General features: G+C 60.1%; 25 protein-coding genes and 1 tRNA gene. 8 read left to right on the top strand and 18 right to left on the bottom strand.

Annotated features, from left to right (window positions below):
* Position 1: 1 nt before the first annotated feature.
* The 15 genes from AC07PT_RS01320 to AC07PT_RS01250 form a co-directional block, all read right to left on the bottom strand.
* Positions 2–967: a DUF1839 family protein gene (locus AC07PT_RS01320; RefSeq protein ID WP_494655533.1), complete on the bottom strand. Its 966-nt coding sequence runs from the start codon at positions 965–967 to the stop codon at positions 2–4.
* A complete protein-coding gene (locus AC07PT_RS01315; protein ID WP_492345135.1) occupies positions 967–1,890 on the bottom strand; it encodes an amino acid--[acyl-carrier-protein] ligase in 924 nt (307 codons plus the stop codon). The genes AC07PT_RS01320 and AC07PT_RS01315 overlap by 1 nt, the downstream gene beginning before the upstream one ends.
* Before the next feature lies 1 nt (position 1,891).
* Entirely contained in the window at positions 1,892–3,103 is a 1,212-nt protein-coding gene (locus tag AC07PT_RS01310) for an acyl-CoA dehydrogenase family protein (RefSeq protein ID WP_492345134.1), read from the bottom strand.
* Positions 3,100–3,351 carry an acyl carrier protein gene (locus tag AC07PT_RS01305; RefSeq protein ID WP_492345133.1) on the bottom strand — a complete coding sequence of 84 codons (252 nt, stop codon included), beginning with the start codon at positions 3,349–3,351 and terminating at the stop codon, positions 3,100–3,102. Before AC07PT_RS01305 ends, AC07PT_RS01310 begins: the two co-directional genes overlap by 4 nt.
* Before the next feature lie 315 nt (positions 3,352–3,666).
* Positions 3,667–3,743 (bottom strand) — tRNA-Pro (locus AC07PT_RS01300).
* A 26-nt stretch (positions 3,744–3,769) separates the two neighbouring features.
* A complete protein-coding gene (locus AC07PT_RS01295) occupies positions 3,770–4,207 on the bottom strand; it encodes a MerR family transcriptional regulator (protein WP_494655681.1) in 438 nt (145 codons plus the stop codon).
* 99 nt (positions 4,208–4,306) lie between these two features.
* A complete protein-coding gene (locus AC07PT_RS01290; RefSeq protein WP_425389175.1) occupies positions 4,307–4,636 on the bottom strand; it encodes an integration host factor subunit alpha in 330 nt (109 codons plus the stop codon).
* Positions 4,637–4,652: 16 nt separating this feature from the next.
* Positions 4,653–7,088 (bottom strand): phenylalanine--tRNA ligase subunit beta, encoded by a 2,436-nt coding sequence (gene pheT, locus AC07PT_RS01285; RefSeq protein ID WP_494655532.1) that lies wholly within the window; start codon positions 7,086–7,088, stop codon positions 4,653–4,655.
* A 79-nt stretch (positions 7,089–7,167) separates the two neighbouring features.
* Positions 7,168–8,220 carry a phenylalanine--tRNA ligase subunit alpha gene (gene pheS / locus AC07PT_RS01280; RefSeq protein WP_492345131.1) on the bottom strand — a complete coding sequence of 351 codons (1,053 nt, stop codon included), beginning with the start codon at positions 8,218–8,220 and terminating at the stop codon, positions 7,168–7,170.
* Between the two features lie 103 nt (positions 8,221–8,323).
* Positions 8,324–8,683 (bottom strand): 50S ribosomal protein L20, encoded by a 360-nt coding sequence (rplT, locus tag AC07PT_RS01275; protein WP_027475500.1) that lies wholly within the window; start codon positions 8,681–8,683, stop codon positions 8,324–8,326.
* 26 nt (positions 8,684–8,709) lie between these two features.
* Positions 8,710–8,913, bottom strand: coding sequence for a 50S ribosomal protein L35 (rpmI, locus tag AC07PT_RS01270; RefSeq protein ID WP_027475501.1), 204 nt, complete (start codon positions 8,911–8,913; stop codon positions 8,710–8,712).
* A gap of 173 nt (positions 8,914–9,086) precedes the next feature.
* Positions 9,087–9,683 (bottom strand): translation initiation factor IF-3, encoded by a 597-nt coding sequence (gene infC, locus AC07PT_RS01265; RefSeq protein WP_492345586.1) that lies wholly within the window; start codon positions 9,681–9,683, stop codon positions 9,087–9,089.
* Between the two features lie 82 nt (positions 9,684–9,765).
* A complete protein-coding gene (gene thrS / locus AC07PT_RS01260; RefSeq protein WP_492345130.1) occupies positions 9,766–11,673 on the bottom strand; it encodes a threonine--tRNA ligase in 1,908 nt (635 codons plus the stop codon).
* A 290-nt stretch (positions 11,674–11,963) separates the two neighbouring features.
* Positions 11,964–13,295 (bottom strand): isocitrate lyase, encoded by a 1,332-nt coding sequence (aceA, locus tag AC07PT_RS01255; protein WP_492345129.1) that lies wholly within the window; start codon positions 13,293–13,295, stop codon positions 11,964–11,966.
* Between the two features lie 283 nt (positions 13,296–13,578).
* Entirely contained in the window at positions 13,579–14,031 is a 453-nt protein-coding gene (locus AC07PT_RS01250; RefSeq protein WP_492345128.1) for a gamma-glutamylcyclotransferase family protein, read from the bottom strand.
* A 26-nt stretch (positions 14,032–14,057) separates the two neighbouring features.
* Between AC07PT_RS01250 and AC07PT_RS01245 the strand changes: the two genes are divergently transcribed.
* Complete coding sequence (locus tag AC07PT_RS01245; protein WP_494655531.1) at positions 14,058–15,011, top strand: DMT family transporter; 954 nt, start codon at positions 14,058–14,060, stop codon at positions 15,009–15,011.
* Between the two features lie 5 nt (positions 15,012–15,016).
* Here the strand turns inward: AC07PT_RS01245 and rraA are convergent, their stop codons facing one another.
* Complete coding sequence (gene rraA, locus AC07PT_RS01240; RefSeq protein ID WP_492345126.1) at positions 15,017–15,523, bottom strand: ribonuclease E activity regulator RraA; 507 nt, start codon at positions 15,521–15,523, stop codon at positions 15,017–15,019.
* A 353-nt stretch (positions 15,524–15,876) separates the two neighbouring features.
* Between rraA and AC07PT_RS01235 the strand changes: the two genes are divergently transcribed.
* The 5 genes from AC07PT_RS01235 (at position 15,877) to AC07PT_RS01215 (ending at position 18,722) form a co-directional block, all read left to right on the top strand.
* A complete protein-coding gene (locus AC07PT_RS01235) occupies positions 15,877–16,326 on the top strand; it encodes an SWIB/MDM2 domain-containing protein (protein ID WP_494655530.1) in 450 nt (149 codons plus the stop codon).
* Between the two features lie 192 nt (positions 16,327–16,518).
* Positions 16,519–16,791, top strand: coding sequence for a (2Fe-2S)-binding protein (locus AC07PT_RS01230; RefSeq protein ID WP_492345585.1), 273 nt, complete (start codon positions 16,519–16,521; stop codon positions 16,789–16,791).
* Positions 16,792–16,884: 93 nt separating this feature from the next.
* On the top strand, positions 16,885–17,574 hold the full coding sequence (locus AC07PT_RS01225; RefSeq protein ID WP_492345124.1) for an energy transducer TonB: 690 nt from the start codon (positions 16,885–16,887) through the stop codon (positions 17,572–17,574).
* An 18-nt stretch (positions 17,575–17,592) separates the two neighbouring features.
* Positions 17,593–18,309 (top strand): MotA/TolQ/ExbB proton channel family protein, encoded by a 717-nt coding sequence (locus AC07PT_RS01220; RefSeq protein ID WP_492345123.1) that lies wholly within the window; start codon positions 17,593–17,595, stop codon positions 18,307–18,309.
* A 2-nt stretch (positions 18,310–18,311) separates the two neighbouring features.
* Complete coding sequence (locus AC07PT_RS01215; RefSeq protein WP_492345122.1) at positions 18,312–18,722, top strand: ExbD/TolR family protein; 411 nt, start codon at positions 18,312–18,314, stop codon at positions 18,720–18,722.
* A gap of 156 nt (positions 18,723–18,878) precedes the next feature.
* Here the strand turns inward: AC07PT_RS01215 and AC07PT_RS01210 are convergent, their stop codons facing one another.
* Entirely contained in the window at positions 18,879–19,286 is a 408-nt protein-coding gene (locus tag AC07PT_RS01210; RefSeq protein WP_492345121.1) for a GlcG/HbpS family heme-binding protein, read from the bottom strand.
* A 201-nt stretch (positions 19,287–19,487) separates the two neighbouring features.
* On the opposite strand from AC07PT_RS01210, the gene AC07PT_RS01205 reads away from it, so the two are divergent.
* Together AC07PT_RS01205 and AC07PT_RS01200 are read left to right on the top strand one after the other, a co-directional pair.
* Entirely contained in the window at positions 19,488–20,189 is a 702-nt protein-coding gene (locus AC07PT_RS01205; protein ID WP_492345120.1) for a Bax inhibitor-1 family protein, read from the top strand.
* A 135-nt stretch (positions 20,190–20,324) separates the two neighbouring features.
* Positions 20,325–20,693 carry a hypothetical protein gene (locus tag AC07PT_RS01200; RefSeq protein ID WP_492345119.1) on the top strand — a complete coding sequence of 123 codons (369 nt, stop codon included), beginning with the start codon at positions 20,325–20,327 and terminating at the stop codon, positions 20,691–20,693.
* Positions 20,694–20,719: 26 nt separating this feature from the next.
* On the opposite strand, the gene rlmD is transcribed toward AC07PT_RS01200, so the two are convergent.
* Entirely contained in the window at positions 20,720–22,198 is a 1,479-nt protein-coding gene (gene rlmD, locus AC07PT_RS01195; protein ID WP_494655529.1) for a 23S rRNA (uracil(1939)-C(5))-methyltransferase RlmD, read from the bottom strand.
* Positions 22,199–22,260 lie beyond the last annotated feature (62 nt).

The following is a 22,260-nucleotide window of genomic DNA, read 5'->3' as shown; positions in this document are numbered from 1 at the left end:
CTCAGCCCAGGTGCTGACGCAGACCGCCGATGACGGCGTCCCAGCGTTCGGCCACATCGCTCAGGATGCGGCCGGAGTCGTCCGGCTTGCGCCGTGCGACTGCGCGCACCACGCGAAACTGCATCAGCTTCGCCTGAGCTGCGATCTGGTCGCAATGGTCTGCCAATGGCAGCAAAGCCCCGTCTCCGAGCCATCGCAAAAAGTGCTCCATCAAGCCAAACACAGCGCCAAACTGGCGGAAATGGTTGAAGGCATAGAGGTGGAAGTATTCATTGCCACGCTCGATGACCCGCGCCAGATCAGCCTCGTACTGCTGCTGGTAGGCGAGGAATGGATTGGCCACGGGAGCCAGGGTCAGGTGCCGACGCAAGGCAGCTCGGGCCGCATCGCGCAAGGCCTCGGGCGGCAGAGGCGCACGCTTGCGCTGCAGGACTTCGGTGTAAGGCAACAGCGCCCCGGTGGCCTGTCGGTCCACCGTGTCGATGGCAAACAAGGCCCGATAGTCATCCCCTTGCAGGACATATCGCCCCGCGTTGTGGAAGTAGCCCAGCCGCTGCCGTTCGGGGTCGATGGATTCGATGCCGATGGTGGTCTTGCTGTGCTCGCGCTGGTAGGAGGTGCTGCGGGTGTCAGGCATGTGAAAGCCATCCAGCTCCACCAGCACCAGGTGACCACGCGCCACCTGGGCCTGGACATGGTCTTGCAGGCGATCGAACATCGCCAACTCGCGCAGAACCAACCCGTGCAGGTCAGCCAGGTCGGCAGGCTCGAACTTGCAGAAAGTGAATTGATCCCCTTCGTAGTCCAACTGGACCAGCGCCCCCATCAAGGCCTCGGACGCCAAACCCAGGTGGTTGAGGTAGGTGATCCAAAGGTCCAGGCTGCAGTTGGACTGCGGCCAATGGCGCTCGGCGCCATGCACCGCGTGCGGGCTGTAGGCCGGCAGCGGAAGGGCCTCGCCCAACATCAGAACCCTCCCAACGCCGCCTGCACGTCAGCCGGCCAGGCCTTGGGGTCGAACCCATGGTGGCGGAACAGGGCCAGGGTGATGCGCTCCATGCCAAAACCGACGCAGGCGGTGTGAGCCACCTCATCGCCTGGGGTGCGCAGCTTCCAGATCAGACCAAAGTGGTCCATGTGGTAGTTGAAGCTCAGGCAGGCCGTCGGGTTCTCTTCGCTGTTGACCGGCACCAGCAGTTCGAACTTGAGTTTTTGCTGCCGCTGGCTAGCCGCCAACACTCGGCCGGCACGGCCAAAGAAGGGATCGTTGGCCACATCGATGATCAAGGGCAGGGCCAGGGAGCGCACGAGCTTTTCACCAGCCTCAAGCCAATGGGCGCGGAAAGCAAGCACCTGGTCAGGCGTACCGACGCGCACATATTCACGCATGCGGAACAGTTGCAGGCGAGTGGGCTCCAGCGAAGGCTCGTGCCGGAAACAATAGGACATCAAGTCCAGGGTCACCCCGTCGGGCCCCACCGGACCACGTCGCGCGACCACTGGGTAAGAGGGATAACAGGCAGCCGGCGTCAACACCACACCGGAGGCCTTCTGGCTTTCGGTCCAATCCTTGCCCTCGGCCACACACTCGAGAATGCGCCGGTGCTCGCTTTCGTCGCCGCAAAAGCAATGCACGGTACCCGCGAAATGCGGGAACGTCTTGAGGTACTCGCTCTCTTCAAAGGTTTGCTGCGAGATGGCGGGTGGGAAGCGCATCACCTCGGCCTTCTGATCAGCGCCGTAGCGGGTGATCAGACGATCGAGCTTGTCGAGGATGTCTTCGAATACACCGCTCTTGCCATACAGGCCATCCACACCCATGGGAATCAGGTGGCCCGCAGCAATCAACTGCTCAAGAAAAGTGGGACTCGTGTCCAAGGCGTCGCTCATATCAGGCCAATCCGAATTGCAAGGGATCCATCAGCAGGAAGCTGCTCATGGTTTCAATCAAACGTGCGTTGTTGATCATCAACGGAGCTGAGTGCAGGTCGCGCAGGTGGCGACCCAGGCTGGCCACACCGTCGGTCTTGTAACCGGCGAAGCCGACCGTGGTCAGGGCCTCCTGCACCACCGCAAGACAGCCTTCGGACATGGTGCTCTTGAGCAAGGTCAGATCGGTCGTCAGGGACATCGGCAAAGCCCCCTGCCCCGATGCCATCGCAAGCTCGAAACGGGTGGCTGCCGACACCAGGCGCGCATGCAGCAACTGCACCCGGGCCACCAGATCAGGCAGGCGCGTGGCAGCGGCCGGCAGTTGTCCGCCCGATTGCTTCATCACCGCACGCAGATGGGTACGGGCCCGCAGCAAAGCGCTGTGCGCAATGCCAAACCAGACGCTGGACCACAGGATGTGCGAGACCGGCAGCATGGTGTTGGCAATGATCTCGGCAAAAGGTGCCTCGAAAATCTGCTCGCAAGCCCCTTCGGAACGGATCATGAAGGCGTCGCTGCAAGTGCCGCGCATGCCCATGGCATCCCAGTCGCCCGTCTTTTCCAGTTGGTACTGGTCTTTCAGCAGGGTGACCATGACCTGGCCGTTGGGGGGAGACTGCTCGTCTGCGCGGGCCGTGATCAGCAAGGCGTCTGCGTAAGCACCATAGGAAACCACCGAGCCATGCTTGTCGAGCGTGAAACGGTCTCCCTGGCGGACCACGTGGGTCAGTGAGCGACGGATATCGCCGCCCACCCCGACCTCGGAGGTCACCGAACCCAGCAGCAAGGCCTCGGCGACCACGCGCTTTTGCAATGCCTGGTACCAGGGAGAGCTTCCGGCATGGTGCACGATCGAAGACAGCTTGATCTGGTGCATGGCAAAGATCATGCCGCTGGCACCACAGGCGCCGCCGATCTGGGCACACATGGCGGCGATCTGGCGCAAGCTCAGGCCCGGCCCGCCCAGCGACTCGGGAACCCAGGCAGCCAACAAGCCCGAGTCGCGCATGGCCTGCACGGCCTCAGCGGGAAAACGGCCATCACGATCCACCTCGTGGGCGTGGCGTGCAGCCACTTCAGCAATCGCCGCTGCTCGGGCCGCCCAATCATCGCGGCACGAGGCCGCTCCCGGCAGGGCTTCAACCGGGCGCATGGGGGTGGCGGTGGTCATGTGGAGGCTTGCTCAGCTTGCAACTTGTGCAGAACAGTGGCCAATGCCGCAATGCTGGAGAAAGTGGCTCGGTTCAGGTATTCGTCAGGGATTTCGACATCGAAACGATCTTCGACGGCCAACATGACGTTGACGATGGCCAGACTGTCCAGGCCGGCTGCAAACAGGTCTGCATCGTCACTCAGGCCTTCCAGGACCTGGGCCATGCGCCCTTGTTTGGCAAAGATCTCACGCAGTGCGTTGTTCATGATTCTTGTGATTCCAAAGAACCATCAAACAATCGTGTCGACCGTGCCAAGGTTTCAGCAGGCCGGCTCGAAATGTGATGATGGGTAACATTCTGTCACCAGGATCATAACGAGGGGTGGGGGCGCTTTCAACAAAACCCGACCACCGCAGGACCAAGCCTCAAACCAATCGGTGAATTAGTTGGCAAGCCATGTCGGGGATCTGCTGACGACCCATCCGAACGGCCCATGCCCCAGAGCGCATTCAATCGGTCGAGAAATGAAAAATGGGTCAGTTCCTTTTGAGAACTGACCCATTGATTCACTGGAATAAAATGGTCGGCGTGGCGGGATTCGAACTCGCGACCCCTTGCACCCCATGCAAGTGCGCTACCAGGCTGCGCTACACGCCGACAAGAATTAAATTATATAGCGGTTTTTAGGCACTTTCGGCGAGAAGCTCGCAAATCTCAAATAATTCTTTGCGAAGCGCCTGCAGATCACCCACGGCCGGCAGCTTGCCCGCCAGGTGCTGGCCCTCATCGGTAGACGCCATCGTCGAGGCAGCGCCTTGAGTCGCCACCTGAGACAGGTCACCTTCAGAAGCAAGCGGCTCCGTGCCGCCCACCTCTTGGAGCTTGTTGCGTGCCCCGACGATGGTGAAGCCCTGGTCGTAAAGCAAGTCCCGGATGCGCCGGATCATCAGCACCTCATGGTGCTGGTAGTAACGGCGATTTCCCCGGCGCTTCATGGGACGCAGCTGAGTGAACTCTTGCTCCCAATACCGCAGAACGTGCGGCTTGACGCCGCACAGCTCACCCACCTCACCAATGGTGAAGTAGCGTTTGACCGGGATGGGGGGCAATGGGTTTGCCATGTGGATGACGGACGACACGAAAAGCTTTTAGGTTACTGCAGAGCTGCCTCAAATGCCAGCCAGCGCGGACAGGTCTCTCGCAAAAGAGTGACCGAGTCCTCAGCCTTGGATCTGCTCTTTGAGCTTGTGGCTGGCATGGAAGGTCACAACGCGCCGAGCCCCGATCGGAATGGCCTCGCCCGTGCGGGGGTTGCGCCCCGGGCGGGGTGCCTTGGTACGGATCTGGAAATTGCCGAAGCCGGAAATTTTCACATCCTCCCCCGACACCAGGCTCTCTGCGACCAAGTCAAAGAAAGCGTCAACCATGTCTTTGGACTCACGCTTGTTCAAGCCGATCTGCTCAAACAAAAGATCAGCCAATTGAGCCTTGGTCAGCGCAGTCGTTTCGAGGTCATCGACCGCGAACTCGATCTCAGGAAGAGTCGCCATGTTGTCTTGCATCCTCTCAAGCACGCAGGCGGGCGCCGGTGTCGGCCGCCAGCTTCTGCAACACAGCCTGCACGGCCACTTCGATCTGCTCATCGGTGAGGGTATTGTCGCCACCATGCAGCGTGAGGCGAATGGCCAGACTCTTTTCCCCTGCGGCCAAACCGCCCTGCACCACAGCGCCATCTTTCTGGACCTTGGGGCGGTACAGGTCGAACAGCGTCACGTCACGCAACAAACTGCCCGTATCGGCCGCACGGATGGCCGACTCTACGGCGGCATACGTGACCTGATCCCCCAACACAACAGCAATGTCGCGGGTGACCGGCTGCAAACGCGAGACGGACTCGAAGGCCGGCACACGACGCGCCAACACAGGGTCCAAGTCCAGTTCAAACACCAGAGGCGACGAGGCGAAGCCCCATTTCTGACGCCAACGCGGATGCAACTCACCGACATGGCCAATGGTGTGCCCATCCAGTTGCACCGCAGCAGTGCGACCAGGGTGAAGGGACGGATGCTCAGCCGGCACAAAGACGGGCTTGAGCGGGGCCAGCAAAGCTTCAACATCGCCCTTGATGTCGTAGAAGTCAACGGCTCTTTCGGTCATGCCCCATTGGGTGGACGCCTGCGACCCCCAGGCCACGCCGGCCACCCGCATCGGCTGATCGAAACCCGAGACAGTGGTGATCGAATCCGCCACAGAGGCATCGCGCAGGAACACGCGGCCCAATTCAAAAACACGCACGCGGGACGCTTTGCGGTCTGCATTGAACTTGAGGACCTGCAGGAGGGACCCGATCAGCGAAGAGCGCATCACGCTCATCTGGCTTGCAATTGGATTCAGCAGCTTGATCGGTTTGGGATTGGCTGCGAGTTCGTGCTCCCAAGACGCATCAACGAAACTGAAGTTGATGGTTTCCTGGTAGCCCAGACCCGCCAGCAGACGACGCACCGCAAAGGAACTGCGCTGAGCCTCCGCGCGCAACTTGGGCGCAATGGGCGCCAGCGGCTTGGTGGTCGGCAGGTTGTTGTAGCCCACCATCCGAGCCACTTCTTCGATCAGATCTTCCTCAAGGGTCAGGTCGAAGCGATAGGACGGCGGGGTCACGGTCAGGGTCCCCGAGCCTTCGGTGAGTGGCAGACCCAAGCGGCGCAGGGCCAAGGCGCAGCGATCTTGCCCCAAAGGCATGCCGATGACCTTCTCAGCACGGGCCACACGCAGCGTGACAGCCTGAGGAGACGGCACATTGACCCGCTGATCATCAATCGGACCCGGCTGGCCACCACAGATGTCGAGGATCAACTGGGTGATACGCTCGATGTGCTCGACCGTGAGTTCAGGATCGACACCACGCTCAAATCGATGACCTGCATCGGTCGAGAAATTGAACCGGCGCGAACGGCCCGCCACTGCCTTGGGCCACCAGAACGCGGCTTCGACGTACACGTTCTGCGTGTCGTCAGACACTGACGTCGAATCTCCGCCCATGATGCCCGCCAGAGACTCGACCTGTTGCTCATCGGCGATCACGCCCACCTGGCCGTCCACCGTGATGGTGTTGCCGTTGAGCAGCTTCAGAGATTCACCTTCACGCCCCCAGCGCACGTCCAAGCCGCCATGGATCTTGTCAAGATCAAAAATGTGCGATGGACGCCCCAACTCGAACATCACGTAGTTGGAGATGTCCACCAACGGCGTCACGCTGCGTTGACCACAACGCGCCAGGCGGTCCACCATCCACTTTGGGGTGGCTGCCTTGGGGTTCACACCACGCACCACACGGCCCGAAAAGCGACCACACAGATCAGGCGCACTGATAGTCACAGGCAGCCGCTGATCATGAACCGCCGCCAGGGTGGGGAACGCAGGCTGCAGCAAGGGGCTTCCTGTGAGCGCCGAGACTTCACGCGCGATCCCATACACGCTCAGGCAGTGTGCCAAATTCGGGGTGAGCTTCAACGTGAACAGCGTGTCATCCAGCTGAAGGTAGTCGCGGATGTTCTGACCCAGCGGCGCATCGGCAGGCAGCTCCATCAGACCGCCATGGTCTTCGGACAGCTTCAACTCTCGGGCCGAACACAGCATGCCCTGGCTTTCCACGCCCCGCAGCTTGCCAACCTTGATCACAAAAGGCTTGCCATCCTCACCCGGCGGCAACTCGGCACCCACCATCGCGCAAGGAATACGGATGCCCACACGCGCATTGGGCGCACCACAGACGATGTTGAGCAGCTCAGCCTGGCCCACATCCACCTGGCACACACGCAGTCGGTCGGCATTGGGATGCTGCTCTGCCTGCTTGATCTCCCCCACCACCACGCGGGTGAAAGGAGGCGCAACAGGCTGCAACTCTTCCACCTCGAGACCCGCCATCGTGAGGGCCTCGGAAAGCTCAGCCGTCGTCAGCGGCGGGTTGCAGAACTCACGCAACCAGGATTCAGGAAATTGCATAGTCGGACTCTTCTGGTGAAGGCGTGGCGCACAGGCGGCGCATCATGAGCACCGCGGCCCGCCAAGGCCTCAAAACGGGTTACTGGAACTGGGACAGGAAGCGGATGTCGCCATCAAAGAACAGGCGCAGATCGTTCACGCCATAGCGCAGCATGGTCAGTCGATCCGGGCCCATGCCAAAGGCAAAGCCGATGTACTTTTCAGGGTCCAATCCCATGTTGCGAACCACGTTGGGGTGCACCTGCCCGGACCCCGCCACCTCGAGCCAGCGCCCCGCCAAGGGGCCACTCTGGAACTGAATATCGATCTCGGCGCTGGGCTCGGTGAACGGAAAGAAACTGGGGCGGAAGCGCAGCACCAGATCGTCCGACTCAAAAAAGGTGCGGCAGAAATCCGTGAAGACGACCTTCAGATCCTTGAAGCTGACATTGGCGCCGATCCAAAGGCCCTCGCACTGATGGAACATCGGTGAATGGGTGGCGTCGCTGTCGACGCGGTAAGTGCGGCCAGGCGCGATGACCCGAATCTCAGGCATGGTCTCACCGGCATCCAGCAGATGACGATGCGCGTTCACATGTTGCACTGCATGGCGGATTTGCATCGGGCTGGTGTGCGTACGCAGCAGATTCGGTGCCGTTGCAGTCCCGCCTTCGACATAGAAAGTGTCGTGCATGGAGCGGGCCGGGTGGTCCTCAGGCGTGTTGAGCGCCGTGAAGTTGAACCAGTCGGATTCGATCTCAGGCCCCTGAGCCACATCAAAGCCCATCGAACCGAAAATGCCTTCGATGCGCTCGAGTGTCAGCGACACAGGGTGCAAACCGCCCTGCCCGGCCTGACGTCCGGCGAGCGTCACATCCAGCGCCTCGGCCTTGAGTTGGGCATCCAGTTCGGCGTCTGCAAGCGCCTGGCGACGGGCATTCAGCGCGGCCTCAATGGCCTGCTTGGCTTGGTTGATGACGGCGCCTCGGGCCTTCTTCTCATCAATCGACAAACTCGCCAAGCCCTTCATCAACTCGGTGATGCGACCCGACTTGCCCAGGAAGACCGCCTTGGCGTTCTCCAGGTCTGCCGGGGTAGCAGCTTGCTCGAAACCTTGTCTGGCGCTGTCGACCAGTGCGTCCAACTCGTTCATAAAATCTCTTGTCAATGAAAAAGGGCTAAAGCTTTGTGCAAAGCCCTAGCCCTTGTTTCTTGTTCGCAGCGCCCCACACAAGGCGGGGCGTAGCCGTGAAAAATCAAGCAGCCAGCTTGGCCTTGACTTGGTTCACGATGCTGCCGAAGGCAGCCTTGTCATGCACAGCGAGGTCAGCCAGCATCTTGCGGTCGATCTCGATGGAAGCCTTCTTCAGGCCGTTGGCGAACTGGCTGTAGGTCAGGCCCAGTTCACGTGCAGCGGCATTGATACGGGCGATCCACAACTGGCGGAACACACGCTTCTTGGTACGGCGGTCACGGTAGGCATATTGCCCAGCCTTCATCACCGCCTGCTTGGCGATGCGGAAAACATTACCGCGGCGACCACGGAAACCCTTGGCGAGGGCCAGAACCTTTTTGTGACGGGCACGAGCCGTTACACCACGTTTGACGCGAGGCATTGAATTACTCCTTGTTCGTCAGTTGATTACAGGCCAGCACCGGGCAGCATCTGCGCCATGTGACCCATGTTGGTCTCATGCACAGCCACAGCACCGCGGAGGTGACGCTTGTTCTTGGTGGTCTTCTTGGTCAAGATGTGACGCTTGAAGGCTTGACCGCGCTTGACGGTACCACCCGGACGGACACGGAAGCGCTTCTTTGCGCTGCTCTTGGTCTTCATTTTGGGCATGTTCATGCTCCTTTTACATTGTGCTCGTGAGGCGTCTGCAAACTGATTGCAGCCTTGATGGCCCCGAGCCACTTGGTCGGCAACAGGGATAGCCCCGTCACCTGGACAGCAGGCATCACTGCCAGCCGCCTGCCGAAACCCTGCTTGCGCAAGGCTTCAGTGTTCTGCTTTGATCAAACCGATGCAGCTGCAGCGCCCGCCTCAACAGCCTTGGCTGCAGAGGGTTTGCGCTTTCCAGGGGCGATCATCATGATCATCTGCCGCCCTTCCAGCTTGGGGAACTGCTCGACCACGATCAGGTCAGCCAGCTCATCCCGAATGCGCTGCAACAAGGCCATGCCGATTTCCTGGTGCGTGATCTCACGCCCACGGAATCGCAAGGTGATCTTGCATTTGTCGCCGTCTTCAAGAAAACGCTTGATGTTGCGCATCTTGATGTTGTAGTCGCCATCATCGGTGCCGGGACGGAATTTGACTTCCTTGACCTCGATGACTTTTTGCTTGGACTTCGCCTCAGCAGCTTTTTTCTGCTCTTGGTACTTGAACTTGCCGTAATCCATCAAACGACAGACTGGCGGGTTCGCAGTGGCCGCGATTTCAACCAGATCCACATCCAACTCACCCGCCATGCGAAGCGCTTCCGCAAGGCTGACGATGCCGATGGGCTCGTTTTCCGGACCGGAGAGTCGAACTTCCGGAGCCATGATTTCACGGTTCAGACGGTGCTTGCGCTCTTCCCGCTGGCGACGATCACGAAATTCAGTAGCGATGGCTAGTGTCCTTTAAATAATGGCTGCACATGCAGCTTTAGCCGACGGCAACGCGTCAGCTAAAGCGATCATTGACTCGACGTCAAGCTTTAGAGGCGATGTCTGAAGCGATCGTTTGAACGAAAGCTTCCACCGACATCACTCCGAGGTCTTTGTTACCCCGGGCGCGTACCGCAACGGCACCTGCAGCCTTCTCTTTGTCACCCACGACCAAGATGTAAGGCAGCTTTTGCAACGAATGCTCGCGTATTTTATACGTAATTTTCTCGTTGCGCAGATCTAACTGGACCCTAAGCCCTTGATTCTCAAGCATTTTGACCAGTTCACGGCAGTAATCGGCCTGCGAATCGGTGATGTTGAGCACCGAAACCTGCACCGGAGCCAGCCACGTGGGCAACGCGCCAGCGTGTTGTTCGATCAAGATTCCGATGAATCGCTCCAGGCTACCCACGATGGCTCGGTGCAACATGATCGGACGGTGACGAGCACCATCCTCACCGACAAACTCGGCATCCAGGCGCTCCGGCATGTTCGGATCCACCTGAATGGTGCCGCACTGCCAAGGACGTCCCAGCGCATCCTTCAGCGTGTACTCGATCTTTGGACCATAGAAGGCACCCTCACCCGGCAGGTATTCAAAATCGCAGCCCGATGCGCGCAACCCCTCGGCCAACGCATTCTCAGCACGATCCCAACTCTCCTCAGAGCCAATCCGCTTTTCGGGACGGGTGGAGAGCTTGTAGATGATGTCCTTGAATCCAAAGTCCTTGTAGACCTTTTGCAACAGGGTCGTGAACGCAATGACTTCGCTCTGAATCTGATCCTCGGTGCAGAAGATATGCCCATCGTCCTGGGTAAACGCCCGCACGCGCATGATGCCGTGCAACCCACCCGTGGGTTCATTGCGGTGGCACTGCCCAAACTCCCCAAACCGCAGCGGCAGGTCACGGTAACTCTTGATACCCTGCTTGAAGATCAGGATGTGGCCCGGGCAGTTCATCGGCTTGAGCGCGTAGTCCCGCTTCTCGGACTCCGTGGTGAACATGTTCTCACGGTACTTGTCCCAGTGCCCCGTCTTCTCCCACAGGCCCTGATCCAGGATTTGCGGTCCCTTGACTTCCTGATAGCCGTTGTCGCGATAGACACGACGCATGTATTGCTCGACTTCCTGCCAGACCGTCCAACCCTTGGGGTGCCAGAACACGGTCCCCGGCGAATGCTCGTCGATGTGAAAGAGATCAAGCTCCTTACCAAGCTTTCGGTGGTCTCGTTTCTCGGCCTCCTCCAACATCGTCAGGTACTGCTGCAGGTCATCCTTGCTGGCCCAGGCGGTACCGTAGACACGCTGAAGCATTTCGTTGCGATGGTCACCACGCCAATAGGCGCCAGCCACTTTCATCAACTTGAAAAACTTGAGCTTGCCGGTGCTCGGCACGTGAGGACCACGGCAGAGGTCTTCGAAATTACCCTCGCGGTACAGACTAACGTCCTCATTGCTGGGGATGCTGGCAATGATCTCCGCCTTGTAGTGCTCGCCGATGCCCTTGAAGTACGCCACTGCCTCATCACGCGGCAACACGCGGCGCACGACTGGCTCATCCTTGGCGGCCAACTCGGACATGCGCTTCTCAATCGCGGCCAAGTCCTCAGGCGTGAAAGGACGCTTGTAGGAGAAGTCGTAGTAAAAGCCGTTCTCGATGACAGGCCCGATGGTGACCTGAGCATCCGGAAAGAGCTCCTTGACGGCATAAGCCAACAAGTGGGCGGTCGAATGGCGGATCACCTCAAGACCATCCGCATCCTTGGCTGTGATGATGGACAGCGGGCTGTCCGAGGTGATGGCATGGCTGGTGTCCACCACCTTGTCGCCAATCTTGCCGGCCAGGGCGGCCTTGGCCAGGCCGGTGCCGATGGAGGCAGCCACTTCGGCCACCGTGACCGGGCCGGGGTATTCACGTTTGGAACCGTCGGGAAGCGTGATCTGAATCATGATGTCTGTGAGTTGAATCCGTGAAGGCGCAAAAAAAGCGCGGGGAAGGCCGCGCTTTGTTCAGTGGAGCAGAAAACAGGTGAGCAGGCGCGAACCAGTGGCTCATTGAGCCGAAGGAGTCTCCGAAGTAGTTCGCGGTGTCATAACCAAGATGCCTTTCTCGCTCTTGCCAGTGGGTGACCCTGTACACAGGGAATAGCCACGATTTTAGCGCGAGCCTCACATCAGCTTCATCACCCCACGAAAAAAGGCCCGGACACGCCGGGCCTTGCTCAGCAGCGCTCAGGCGCTCAGTGGAACTGCTCTTCTTCGGTCGAGCCAGTCAAAGCCTTCACCGAGGACGAGCCGCCCTGGATGACGGTGGTGACGTCGTCAAAGTAACCTGCGCCCACTTCTTGCTGGTGCGACACGAAGGTGTAGCCTTGTTCACGGGCAGCGAACTCGGGCTCTTGCACCATTTCGACGTAGTGCTTCATGCCTTCGCCACGGGCGTAGGCATGAGCAAACTTGAAGGTGTTGTACCAGTTGCTGTGGATGCCTGCCAGGGTGATGAACTGGTACTTGTAGCCCAGTGCCGACAATTCGTCCTGGAAGCGTGCGATGGTCGCATCGTCGAGGTTCTTGCGCCAGTTGAACGAAGGCGAGCAGTTGTAAGACAGCAGCTTGCCAGGGCAGGCAGCGTGCACAGCTTGAGCGAACTCACGGGCAAAGCCCAGATCAGGCGTGCCGGTTTCGCACCACACCAGATCGGCGTACGGGGCGTAGGCCACACCACGGCTGATGGCTTGTTCCAGACCGTTCTTGACACGGTAGAAGCCTTCTTGGGTGCGCTCGCCGGTCAGGAACGGCTTGTCGTTGGCGTCATGGTCCGAGGTGATCAGGTTGGCAGCCTCGGCGTCGGTACGGGCCAGCACGATGGTGGAAACGCCCATCACGTCGGCGGCAAAGCGGGCAGCGGTCAACTTTTCGCAGGCTTCCTGGGTGGGCACCAGCACCTTGCCGCCCATGTGACCACACTTCTTCACGGCCGCCAGTTGGTCTTCAAAGTGAACGCCTGCAGCGCCTGCAGCGATCATGTTCTTCATCAGTTCGAAAGCGTTCAGCACACCGCCGAAGCCGGCTTCAGCATCCGCCACGACCGGCAGGAAGTAGTCGATGAATTCCTTGTCGCCGGGGTTGATGCCGCGGCCCCACTGGATTTCGTCGGCACGCTTGAAAGTGTTGTTGATGCGGCGAACCATGGTGGGCACCGAGTCGTAGGCGTACAGCGACTGGTCCGGGTACATGGTTTCGGAAGTGTTGCCGTCAGCAGCCACTTGCCAGCCCGACAGGTACACAGCCTCCAGACCCGCCTTGGCTTGCTGCATGGCTTGGCCAGCAGAGATTGCGCCGAACGAGTTGACATAGCCCTTCTTGGCGCTGCCGTTCACCAGGTCCCACAGCTTTTCGGCACCACGCTTGGCCAAAGTGTGCTCAATCGACAGGCTACCGCGCAGACGCACCACGTCAGCAGCGCTGTAGTTGCGCTTGACACCCTTCCAACGGGGGTTCTGCGCCCAATCCTTTTCGAGGGCTTCGATTTGCTGCTGGCGGCTCAGTTGGGAATTGAGAGATTGCGACATGTGATCACTCCTGGTTGGTTGAATGGTGCCAACTTTGTTGCGTTTGCAAGTTCGCTGGCGTTGAGAGAACTTTAAGTCTTCTATAAGAGTCAGAATCAATCTTATGTCTTATAGAAGACTTTTTTATTTTTTATGAAAATCAATAACTTACAACTTTGATTTCTCTTTGTGAAATCAAATTTCTCATGACAGGATTTCATGTGCAGTGCAGCAATTGGCTATTTTCACAATAAGAAATGCAAAACCCGTAGCGTGAAAAGCCATGACAAATGTCCAGGTGCCGTCAGGGCACCACGCCACCCACGTGTCCGATCCAGTCTCCGTGATCGATCAATGGATGGCCATTCACGCGCTCGGGGTTGATCTCATAGACCAGGCAAACGCAACTCTGCCCCTCGACATTGACCGACACCTGACGGCGGAAATACTCGTCATCGGGCCGCCCCTGTATGCCTTCAATGAGGTCGAGTTGCCGCTCCAGTGCTGGCTCGATGGCATACACCTCACCCGAAACGGCGCTGCCCCCTTCGTCGGGACCGTTTGCCAAAAGCAAGCCCGGATAGGCCCCGAGATCAAAGAGCCGCCCCGGCACCATGGAACACCCGCAGAAGGCCGGCGGCGGAACGAGGCGGTTGATGTCGTTGCTACCACCCTTGCGCAAGGTGCCGTACACGAACACAAGCGACGCCGGAACGCCACGGGGCACCCGCTCCTCGGGCATGATTTCGGTTTTCAATCCAACTCCTTTGAACGTTGTAACGAATGCAGCACGCTTCACCCCGCTTGGTGGCAGGCCCCAGCCGTTGGCTGGCATGTGTCTGCCTGGCCGCCAGCATGGCATTGGTCGGCAGCTATGTGGCGCTTTCCAAGCCCCTCACTCTTGTCTTGCCCATTTTCCTGCTGGCCTGGTTGCGCTTTGGCATCGGTGCCGTGGCCATGTTGCGCTGGATCAGACGCGCCCCCGACGAACCCCGCATGAGCAGCGCAACCAAGCGTCTGGTGTTCCTCGAATCCCTGCTGGGCAACTTCCTCTTCTCTGTGCTGATGCTCAACGGTGTCAAGCTGACCTCGGTGGTGGCCACTGGCGTGATCATGTCGGGCATTCCGGCCTGTGTGGCACTGTTGAGCTGGATATTCCTGAAAGAGCGCATCTCCCCTCGCGTGGCCGTGGCCATCGGCCTGGCCGTGGCGGGCATCACGCTGTTCACCCTGGTGCGCCCGGGCACGGATGCAAGCGGAGCGTCGACTGAATCACACTGGCTGGGCAACCTGCTGATCGTCGGCGCCGTGCTGTGCGAAAGCGCCTACGCAGTGATCGGCAAGCGCTTGACCGGCGCGTTGAGTGCACGACGCATCAGCGCCTTGATCAACCTCTGGGGGCTGGCATTGGCCACACCGTTCGGCCTGTACCAAGCCATGTCATTCAACTTTGCCAGCGTGCCACCCGCCTACTGGCTGCTACTGGTGTTCTACGCGCTGGCCGCAAGCGTCTGGACAGTGTGGCTGTGGATGACCGGATTGCGCACCATCCCGGCTGCGCACGCAGGCCTGTTCACAGTGATGCTACCGATCACTGCGGCGACCGTGGGAGTCCTGTTTCTGGGCGAGCCCATGACCTTGTTGCAGATGCTGGCCTTTGGCATTGCGCTGGCCGGGGTCGTGTTGGCCACCCTGCCCGACGCCAGCCCTGCGGCATCCAGCCCCAAGCCATCCTGACACGCTCAGGTCAAAGATGTCGAGCTGATCACGATGCCGTCGGCATCGGCATACAGCCAATCGCCCGGACGTACCCACACCCCCTGGATCTGAACAGCAACATCACACTGCCCTTCCCCTCTCTTCTCAGTGGGCAGGGGCATCAAGGCCAGCGCCCGGATCCCGACCGCCTCTGCATTGAGTTCGGCCACATCACGTACGCAACCATCCACCACGATGCCCGCCCAGCCATTGCGTGCGGCCGCCTTGGCCAGGTTACCCCCCACCAAGGCACGACGCAAAGAGGCGCCCCCATCCACCACCAGCACGCGCCCTTCGCCTGGTGAGTCGACGGCCTGCTTCACCAAGGTATTGTCTTCAAACACCTTGACGATGCACACCGGCCCATGGAAGACCGTCCGGCCACCAAAGGCCTTGAACACTGGAGGCAGCACGCGAAAGTGGCCCGAATCGTCGTTCTTGTGTTCGTCACAAAGATCGCAGGTGCTGATGACCGCAGGCAGAGAAGACATGGAGAGTGACCTTTCATGGCATGTACGAGATGAAAACGACTTGCCAACGCCACTGACAAGCCTGATCGAGAGCATACAAAAGTGCCGCTCAGACGCCCCCGACCACCGACAGTTCGTGCCAGCGTGCCAGCGCGGAGACCCATGGCCGGAGGCCCTGCAGTGACCTCAGCGCACCCCGAATGCGCGAAACCCGCGCCCTTATTGGCTTTGCGGACACAAAGGCGCAACAGAGTGCACTGAAAAATATGCGTTTTCGCTTGGAAAGCCGTTTTTTCTCCATTAGCATCCGGTATGCCAGCGAGAACGCAGTGTTTGGCTGGTGATTAATCAACTTCCAGAAGGAAAATTCAATCATGGCAACTGCAAAGAAAGCCCCGGCAAAAGCGCCTGCCAAAAAGGCCGCGCCGGCAACCAAGGCCGCTGCTCCCGCCAAGAAGGCTGCTGCGCCCGCCACCAAGAAGGTAGCGGCCAAGGCAGCACCGGCCACCAAGGCTGCTGCTCCTGCCAAGAAGGCTGCTGCGCCCGCCAAGAAGGCTGCAGCTCCTGCCAAAAAGCGCACCCCCAATGCGGCTTTCATGAAGGCCCTCACCCCCAGCGCAGCCTTGGCCGCCGTGGTGGGCAACAGCCCCCTGCCGCGCACTGAGATCGTGAGCAAGCTGTGGGTTTACATCAAGAAAAATGATCTGCAAGACAAGCTGAACAAGCGCCTGATCAATGCCGACGCCAAGCTCAAGGAAATCTTTGGCAAGGCTCAGGTTTCGATGTTTGAACTTGCTGCCCTGATCGGCAAGCACGTCAAGTAAGCCAGACCAGCACTCCGCCAAGCCGACCTCAGGTCGGCTTTTTTCATGGTTAGCCTGCCACGAGCGCCAAGGGGCAGCCGAGCCATGAAAAATGGTTTGCGACCTGGATTTTCGAGAGGTTATTGCAAATGCGACAGATTCGCATTTATACTGACATCATCCTCAACAGCCAGCCCAAACCGCCTGTCTGCCATGATTGTCTGTGTATGCCGTCGCGTCTCCGACCGAGAAATTGTCCGCCACGCCAAAGCGGGGCTGGGTTTCGATGAAATCCAGTTTGAACTCGGTGTCGCCACCCAGTGTGGCCGGTGTGAGAGTTGCGCACGCAGCGTGGTGGATCAGTGCAATGCTGCCCATCCGATTGCCGCACTCCGTGCGGACATGCCGGGGCAGGCCATTCAGCTCGCCACCCACTTCACGGAAGGTCGAGCATGGCAACAATCACAACTCTCGGTGGCGGTCTGATTCTCGTACTGGGCTCAGCCTGGTGGGTGTTTCGTCGATGACGGACAGGGCCCGCCCCAACCCCAGACTCGGTACCCCGCACAACCCCTGACCATGCACGCCCAATCCATTCCCGCACGTCCCAAAATCAGTCGCAACAGCGCGGTCATCGGTGGTGTGCTTCTGTTTCATGCCCTGGCATTGTGGGGACTGCAAAGCGGCCTGATCCGACGCGCGGTCGAAGTCATCATTCCAGCCGAAGTCCTGAGCGAGCTCATCGAACCGCCTGCCCCCAAGGCGCCACCGCCCCCGGCTCCGGTGCCCAAGGTACCCCAGCCCAAAACGGTGGCACCCCGCCCCACGCCGCTGCCGCCGGCCCCTCAACCCGTGGCCATTGCAGATCCCACGCCAGCGCCTGCTGCGCCGACAGGGGTCAGCACCCCTCAACCACCCGCCCCTCCGGTGGCGGCGCCAGTGGCTGCCGCGCCGCCAGCGCCCCCTGCGCCACCGGCCCCGCCCAAGGTCGAACTGCCCTCCAGCGATGCCGACTACCTGCAAAACCCCAAGCCTGCCTACCCGGCCATCAGCAAGCGCCTGGGCGAACAAGGCAAGGTAATCCTGCGCGTGCTGATCGGCGCAGACGGTCTGCCGCAAAAAGCAGAAATCAAGCAATCCAGCGGCTTTGACCGCCTGGACCAAGCCGCTTTGACCACCGTGATGCGCTGGCGCTACGTGCCCGGCAAACGCGGTGGTGTCCCTGAAACCATGTGGTTTCAGGTTCCCCTCAATTTCGTTCTCGAATAATTCACGGAGCACTTTTCAATGGAAACCGAATTCGGACTCGCCCACGTTTGGGCCCAAGGCGACCTGGTCACCAAGACCGTTGCGCTGCTGCTGCTGGGCATGTCGCTGGCCTCCTGGATCGTCATCATCCTGAAGGCGCTGGACATCATCAAATACAAGAAGTTCGCCCGCGCGGCCGAAGACTTCTGGCACAACCCCGATCTGAGCGCCGGTCTCAACAGCCTGGGGACCGATGCGGACAACCCCTTCCGCCAACTGGCGTTGGATGGGCGCGATGCCACCGCGCACCACAGCAACACCAAGGTGCATCTGCACGACAGCCTTGACGTCAGTGATTGGGTGACCCGCTGCCTTCGCAACGGCATTGACGAGTTCACAGCTCGCCTGCAGGGTGGCTTGGCCGTGCTGGCCTCGGTGGGCTCCACCGCACCCTTTGTGGGCCTTTTTGGCACCGTGTGGGGCATCTATCACGCGCTGTTGGGCATCGGCTCGGCCGGCCAGGCCACCATCGACAAAGTGGCTGGCCCCGTCGGGGAGGCATTGATCATGACGGCCCTGGGATTGGCCGTGGCCATTCCCGCCGTGCTGGGCTACAACGCATTGGTTCGAGGCAACAAGGCCATTCTCAACAAACTCAACAGCTTCGCCCATGACCTGCACGCCTTCTTCGTGACAGGAGCGCGGGTTCACAGCGGTGCCAACACCAGCGTGGTGGCCCTCAAGAAAGGGGTCTGATCATGGCCTTCGGACGTCAGGAAGACTCTGAAGAGGTGATGAGTGAAATCAACATGACCCCCCTGGTGGATGTCATGCTGGTGCTGCTGATCATCTTCATCATCACGATCCCGGTGATGAAGCACTCGGTGAACGTTGATCTGCCCCGTGCCAGCAACCAGCCCGAGGCCGCCAAACCAGAGACCATTCGTCTGTCAGTCGCTGCCGATGGCAGCTACTTCTGGAATGAAACTCGAATCGACGATGCTGCACTGGAGGCCATGCTGACCCAGAACGCGGCCAAAGAGCCCCAGCCAGAGTTGCACATCCGGGGTGATCGCGAGGTTCGCTATGAACGCGTGGCCCAGGCCATGGCCGCCGCTCAGCATGCGGGGCTGAAGAAAATCGGCTTCATCACCGAGCCCAAAAACTGAAGCCCAGGCACACATCTCGCGGCACAGCCCATGCGGCAGCTGCCCGATGTGCTGCCGCCCCCAAAACAAAGCCACTGCCCGAAGAGGGTCAGCGGCTTTTGCACATGAAATCCCCAACGCCAAGCCACCGCATCGGGTGGCTTGGCGACGAGAGGCTTACAAGCCAACGGCGGCAATGCCTGCCTTGGCGATCTGAACGTCTTCCGAAGACTTCACGCCGCTCACACCCACCGCGCCGATGCAATGGCCGTCCTTGAGAATAGGAACCCCGCCCTCCAGCAGGCCCTCAACCTTGGGCACGGTCAGGAAGGCGTAGCGCCCGCCATTGATGATGTCTTCGTAACCCTTGGTTTCACGGCGGCCCAGCGCGGCCGTGTGCGCCTTGGCCGGTGCAATGTGCGACGAGATGGCCGGCGCGCCGTCAAGGCGTTGCAGCCAGAGCAGATGTCCACCGTCATCCACGATGGCAATGGTCACGGCCCACTTGTTCTTCAGGGCTTCTGCTTCAGCAGCTGCGGCAATGGCTTTGACATCGGAGAGTTCAAGAACGGACTTGGTTTGCATGAAAAACCTTTGATGGTGGTCGAAAAGAAGCAAGGATAGCGGCACCTCAGCCGGCACCGGGGGATGCTAGATGAAAAACAATTTTCACTATTTGGACAGCATGCCAACCTTTGGCAGGCGGGTCTTTAAGAATCGCCTCATCGTCCCCACTTAGAATGCCTTAGAAGCCAAGTTCTGGCCGTTCCCCAAGGAGATTCATTCATGAACCAACCTTTCCAAAACATCGACCTGTCGGTGGGTTATGGCAATGTTTTGTCGCAAGAGCAGCGGCATCGCGTGCTGCGCAACACCTACTGGCTGCTCGCCCTGAGCATGGTGCCCACCGTGTTGGGAGCCTGGATCGGCGTCGTCACCAACCTGTCGGCCATGCTGTCCGGTGGTATCGGCCTGGTGGTCTTCCTGGCTGGGGCCTTCGGCTTCATGTTCGCCATCGAAAAAACCAAACACTCGGCCACCGGGGTTCCGGTGCTGCTGGGTTTCACCTTTTTCATGGGGCTGATGCTGTCGCGCCTGATCGCCATGGTGCTGGGCTTCAAGAACGGCCCGGAACTGGTCATGACCGCCTTCGGTGGTACGGCCGGTGTGTTCTTCGTGATGGCCAGCCTGGCCACCGTGATCAAGCGTGATATCTCGGGCCTGGGCAAGTGGCTGTTCGTGGGTGTGCTGGTCCTGCTGGTGGGCAGCTTGGTGAATGCGTTCGTCGGCTCCTCTGCAGGCATGTTGGCCCTGTCCGTGGCCGCCATCGGCATCTTCAGCGCCTACATGCTGTATGACATCAAGCAGATCATCGATGGTGGTGAAACCAATTACATCTCGGCCACCCTGTCGCTGTACCTGGACCTGTACAACGTGTTCCAGAACCTGCTGGCACTGCTGGGCATCTTCGGCGGCGAACGCGAATAACGTTGAGTTGGCAGCAAGCGTGCCGCGATAAAAAACAGGCCCTGCGGGGCCTTTTTTCATGTCGACGATGAACCTGGCTCAACTCGCCTCAGGTGACGCCGATAATCCTCATAGACACTCTGACCAGGCTTCATCATGTTTGCGCGCCGTCTGCTGATCCTCGCCCCTGCCTTGCTGATGCTGGCGGGTTGTGACATTCCGGGCCTCGGCCCCGATCCGAAGGTCGTTCAGCGCGAGGCCGATGCCAAAGCCACAGGTGGCGCCTGTCGTTACGCCCAGCGTGGCATTGAAGACTGTTACACACTGAACCCCAAGGCCCCCAAATCCGCCATTTTTGATGGCTGGAAAGAAATGGACCAATACATGCGGGACAACAAGATCGAAGGTGCCCCTTCGGTCATACCGATTCCGACGGCCTCGCCCCCCGAAGGCGCGGAGAGCAAGGCCTCCGCCGAGGCAGACGAACCCAAACCCAAGAAGGGCAAGGGCAGCGACAAGCACTGAGGGCCGCGACCAAGGCGGCCCTGCGCTCAATCCCAGGCTGCGGTGCGCTCGAACACGGCCATGCTTTCCACGTGGGCCGTGTGCGGGAACATGTTCACGGCGCCCGCCGCGGTGCAACGATAGCCCCCCTGATGGACCAACAGCCCAGCATCTCGGGCCAGCGTCGCCGGGTTGCAACTCACATACACGATGCGCTTCGGGGCCGTCCAGCCCTCAGGCAGGCTGCCGGGTTGTAGCAGATGCTGCTGGTGCAGATCAGACAAGGCCTTGGCCAGTGCAAAGGCCCCCTCACGAGGCGGATCCACCAGCCATCGATCGGCATAGCCATCGGCCACCAGCATGTCGGGGGTCATTTCAAACAAATTCCGGGCCACAAAACCGGTGGGGCACAAAGACGCCTCCACCCTTGATGCCTGATTGCCGGCATAGTTGGTGCGCGAACGTGCCACCAGCGCCTCGCTGCCTTCGATGCCAAGCACCTCGCGGGCCTGGGTGGCCAGCGGCAGGGTGAAATTGCCCAGACCGCAGAACCAGTCGATGACGCGCTCGTCTTTGCGCACATCCAGCAAGCGCAGGGCCCGGCTGACCAGCACCCGGTTGATGTGAGGATTCACCTGGGTGAAATCGGTCGGCTTGAAAGGCATGACGATGCCAAACTCAGGCAGCGAATAGGCCAACTGCGGCCCTTCAGGGTCCAGCAGGTGCACCGTATCGGGCCCCTTGGGCTGCAACCACCATTGAACCCCATGTTCGGCAGCGAACCCACGCAAACGTGCCAGATCGCCCTCGCTGAGGGGCTCCAGATGCCGCAGGACCAGCGCAGTGACATCGTCCCCACACGCCAGTTCGATCTGCGGGCACGTGTCTCGGGCTTCCATGCCGGCCACCAAGGCACGCAAAGGCAGCAGCATGGCGTTCACGTGGGGTGGCAACACAGGGCACTCGCTCATGTCGGCCACATAGCGGCTCTTGCGCTCATGGAAACCCACCAGCACCGTCCCCTTTTTGATGACATGGCGCACCGACAGGCGCGCACGGTAACGGTAGCCCCAGGCCGGGCCTTCAATCGGCCGCAGCAAGGTTTCGGGCTTGACCTTGCCCAGATGCCATAAGTTGTCCTCGAGGACACGCTGCTTGACGGCCACCTGAGCCCCCACATGCAGGTGCTGCATCTTGCAGCCCCCACAGGCACCGGCGTGCAATCCAAAGTGGCTGCAACCAGGGCGTACGCGCTGGGAAGACTCTCGGTGGATTTCAGTCAGGGTGGCCTGCTCCCAATTGTTCTTTTTGCGGTTGACCTGAGCACTGACCAGCTCAAACGGCAATGCGCCATCGACAAACACAACCTTACCATCGGGGCGACGGGCGACCCCTTGCGCTTCAAGGTCAAGTGATTCGATGGCCAGCCAGCCCGGTGGCAGGTCGGCGCTGGCTGGGGTGTCAGCGGGAGGCAGCAACCCGGAGCTCGGGTCGTCGGTGATGTGGGGCTCGGAAACGGTTGTCATGCCCCGATTGTCTCAGAGCCTGTTCTCGTGAACAGGCTCTCATGGGCGGCCCGTCACGCCAT

The organism is Curvibacter sp. GW821-FHT09D12 (assembly GCF_059416245.1).
The sequence above is the reverse complement of the archived record's forward strand: the minus strand, read 5'-3'. Positions and strand labels throughout refer to the sequence as shown.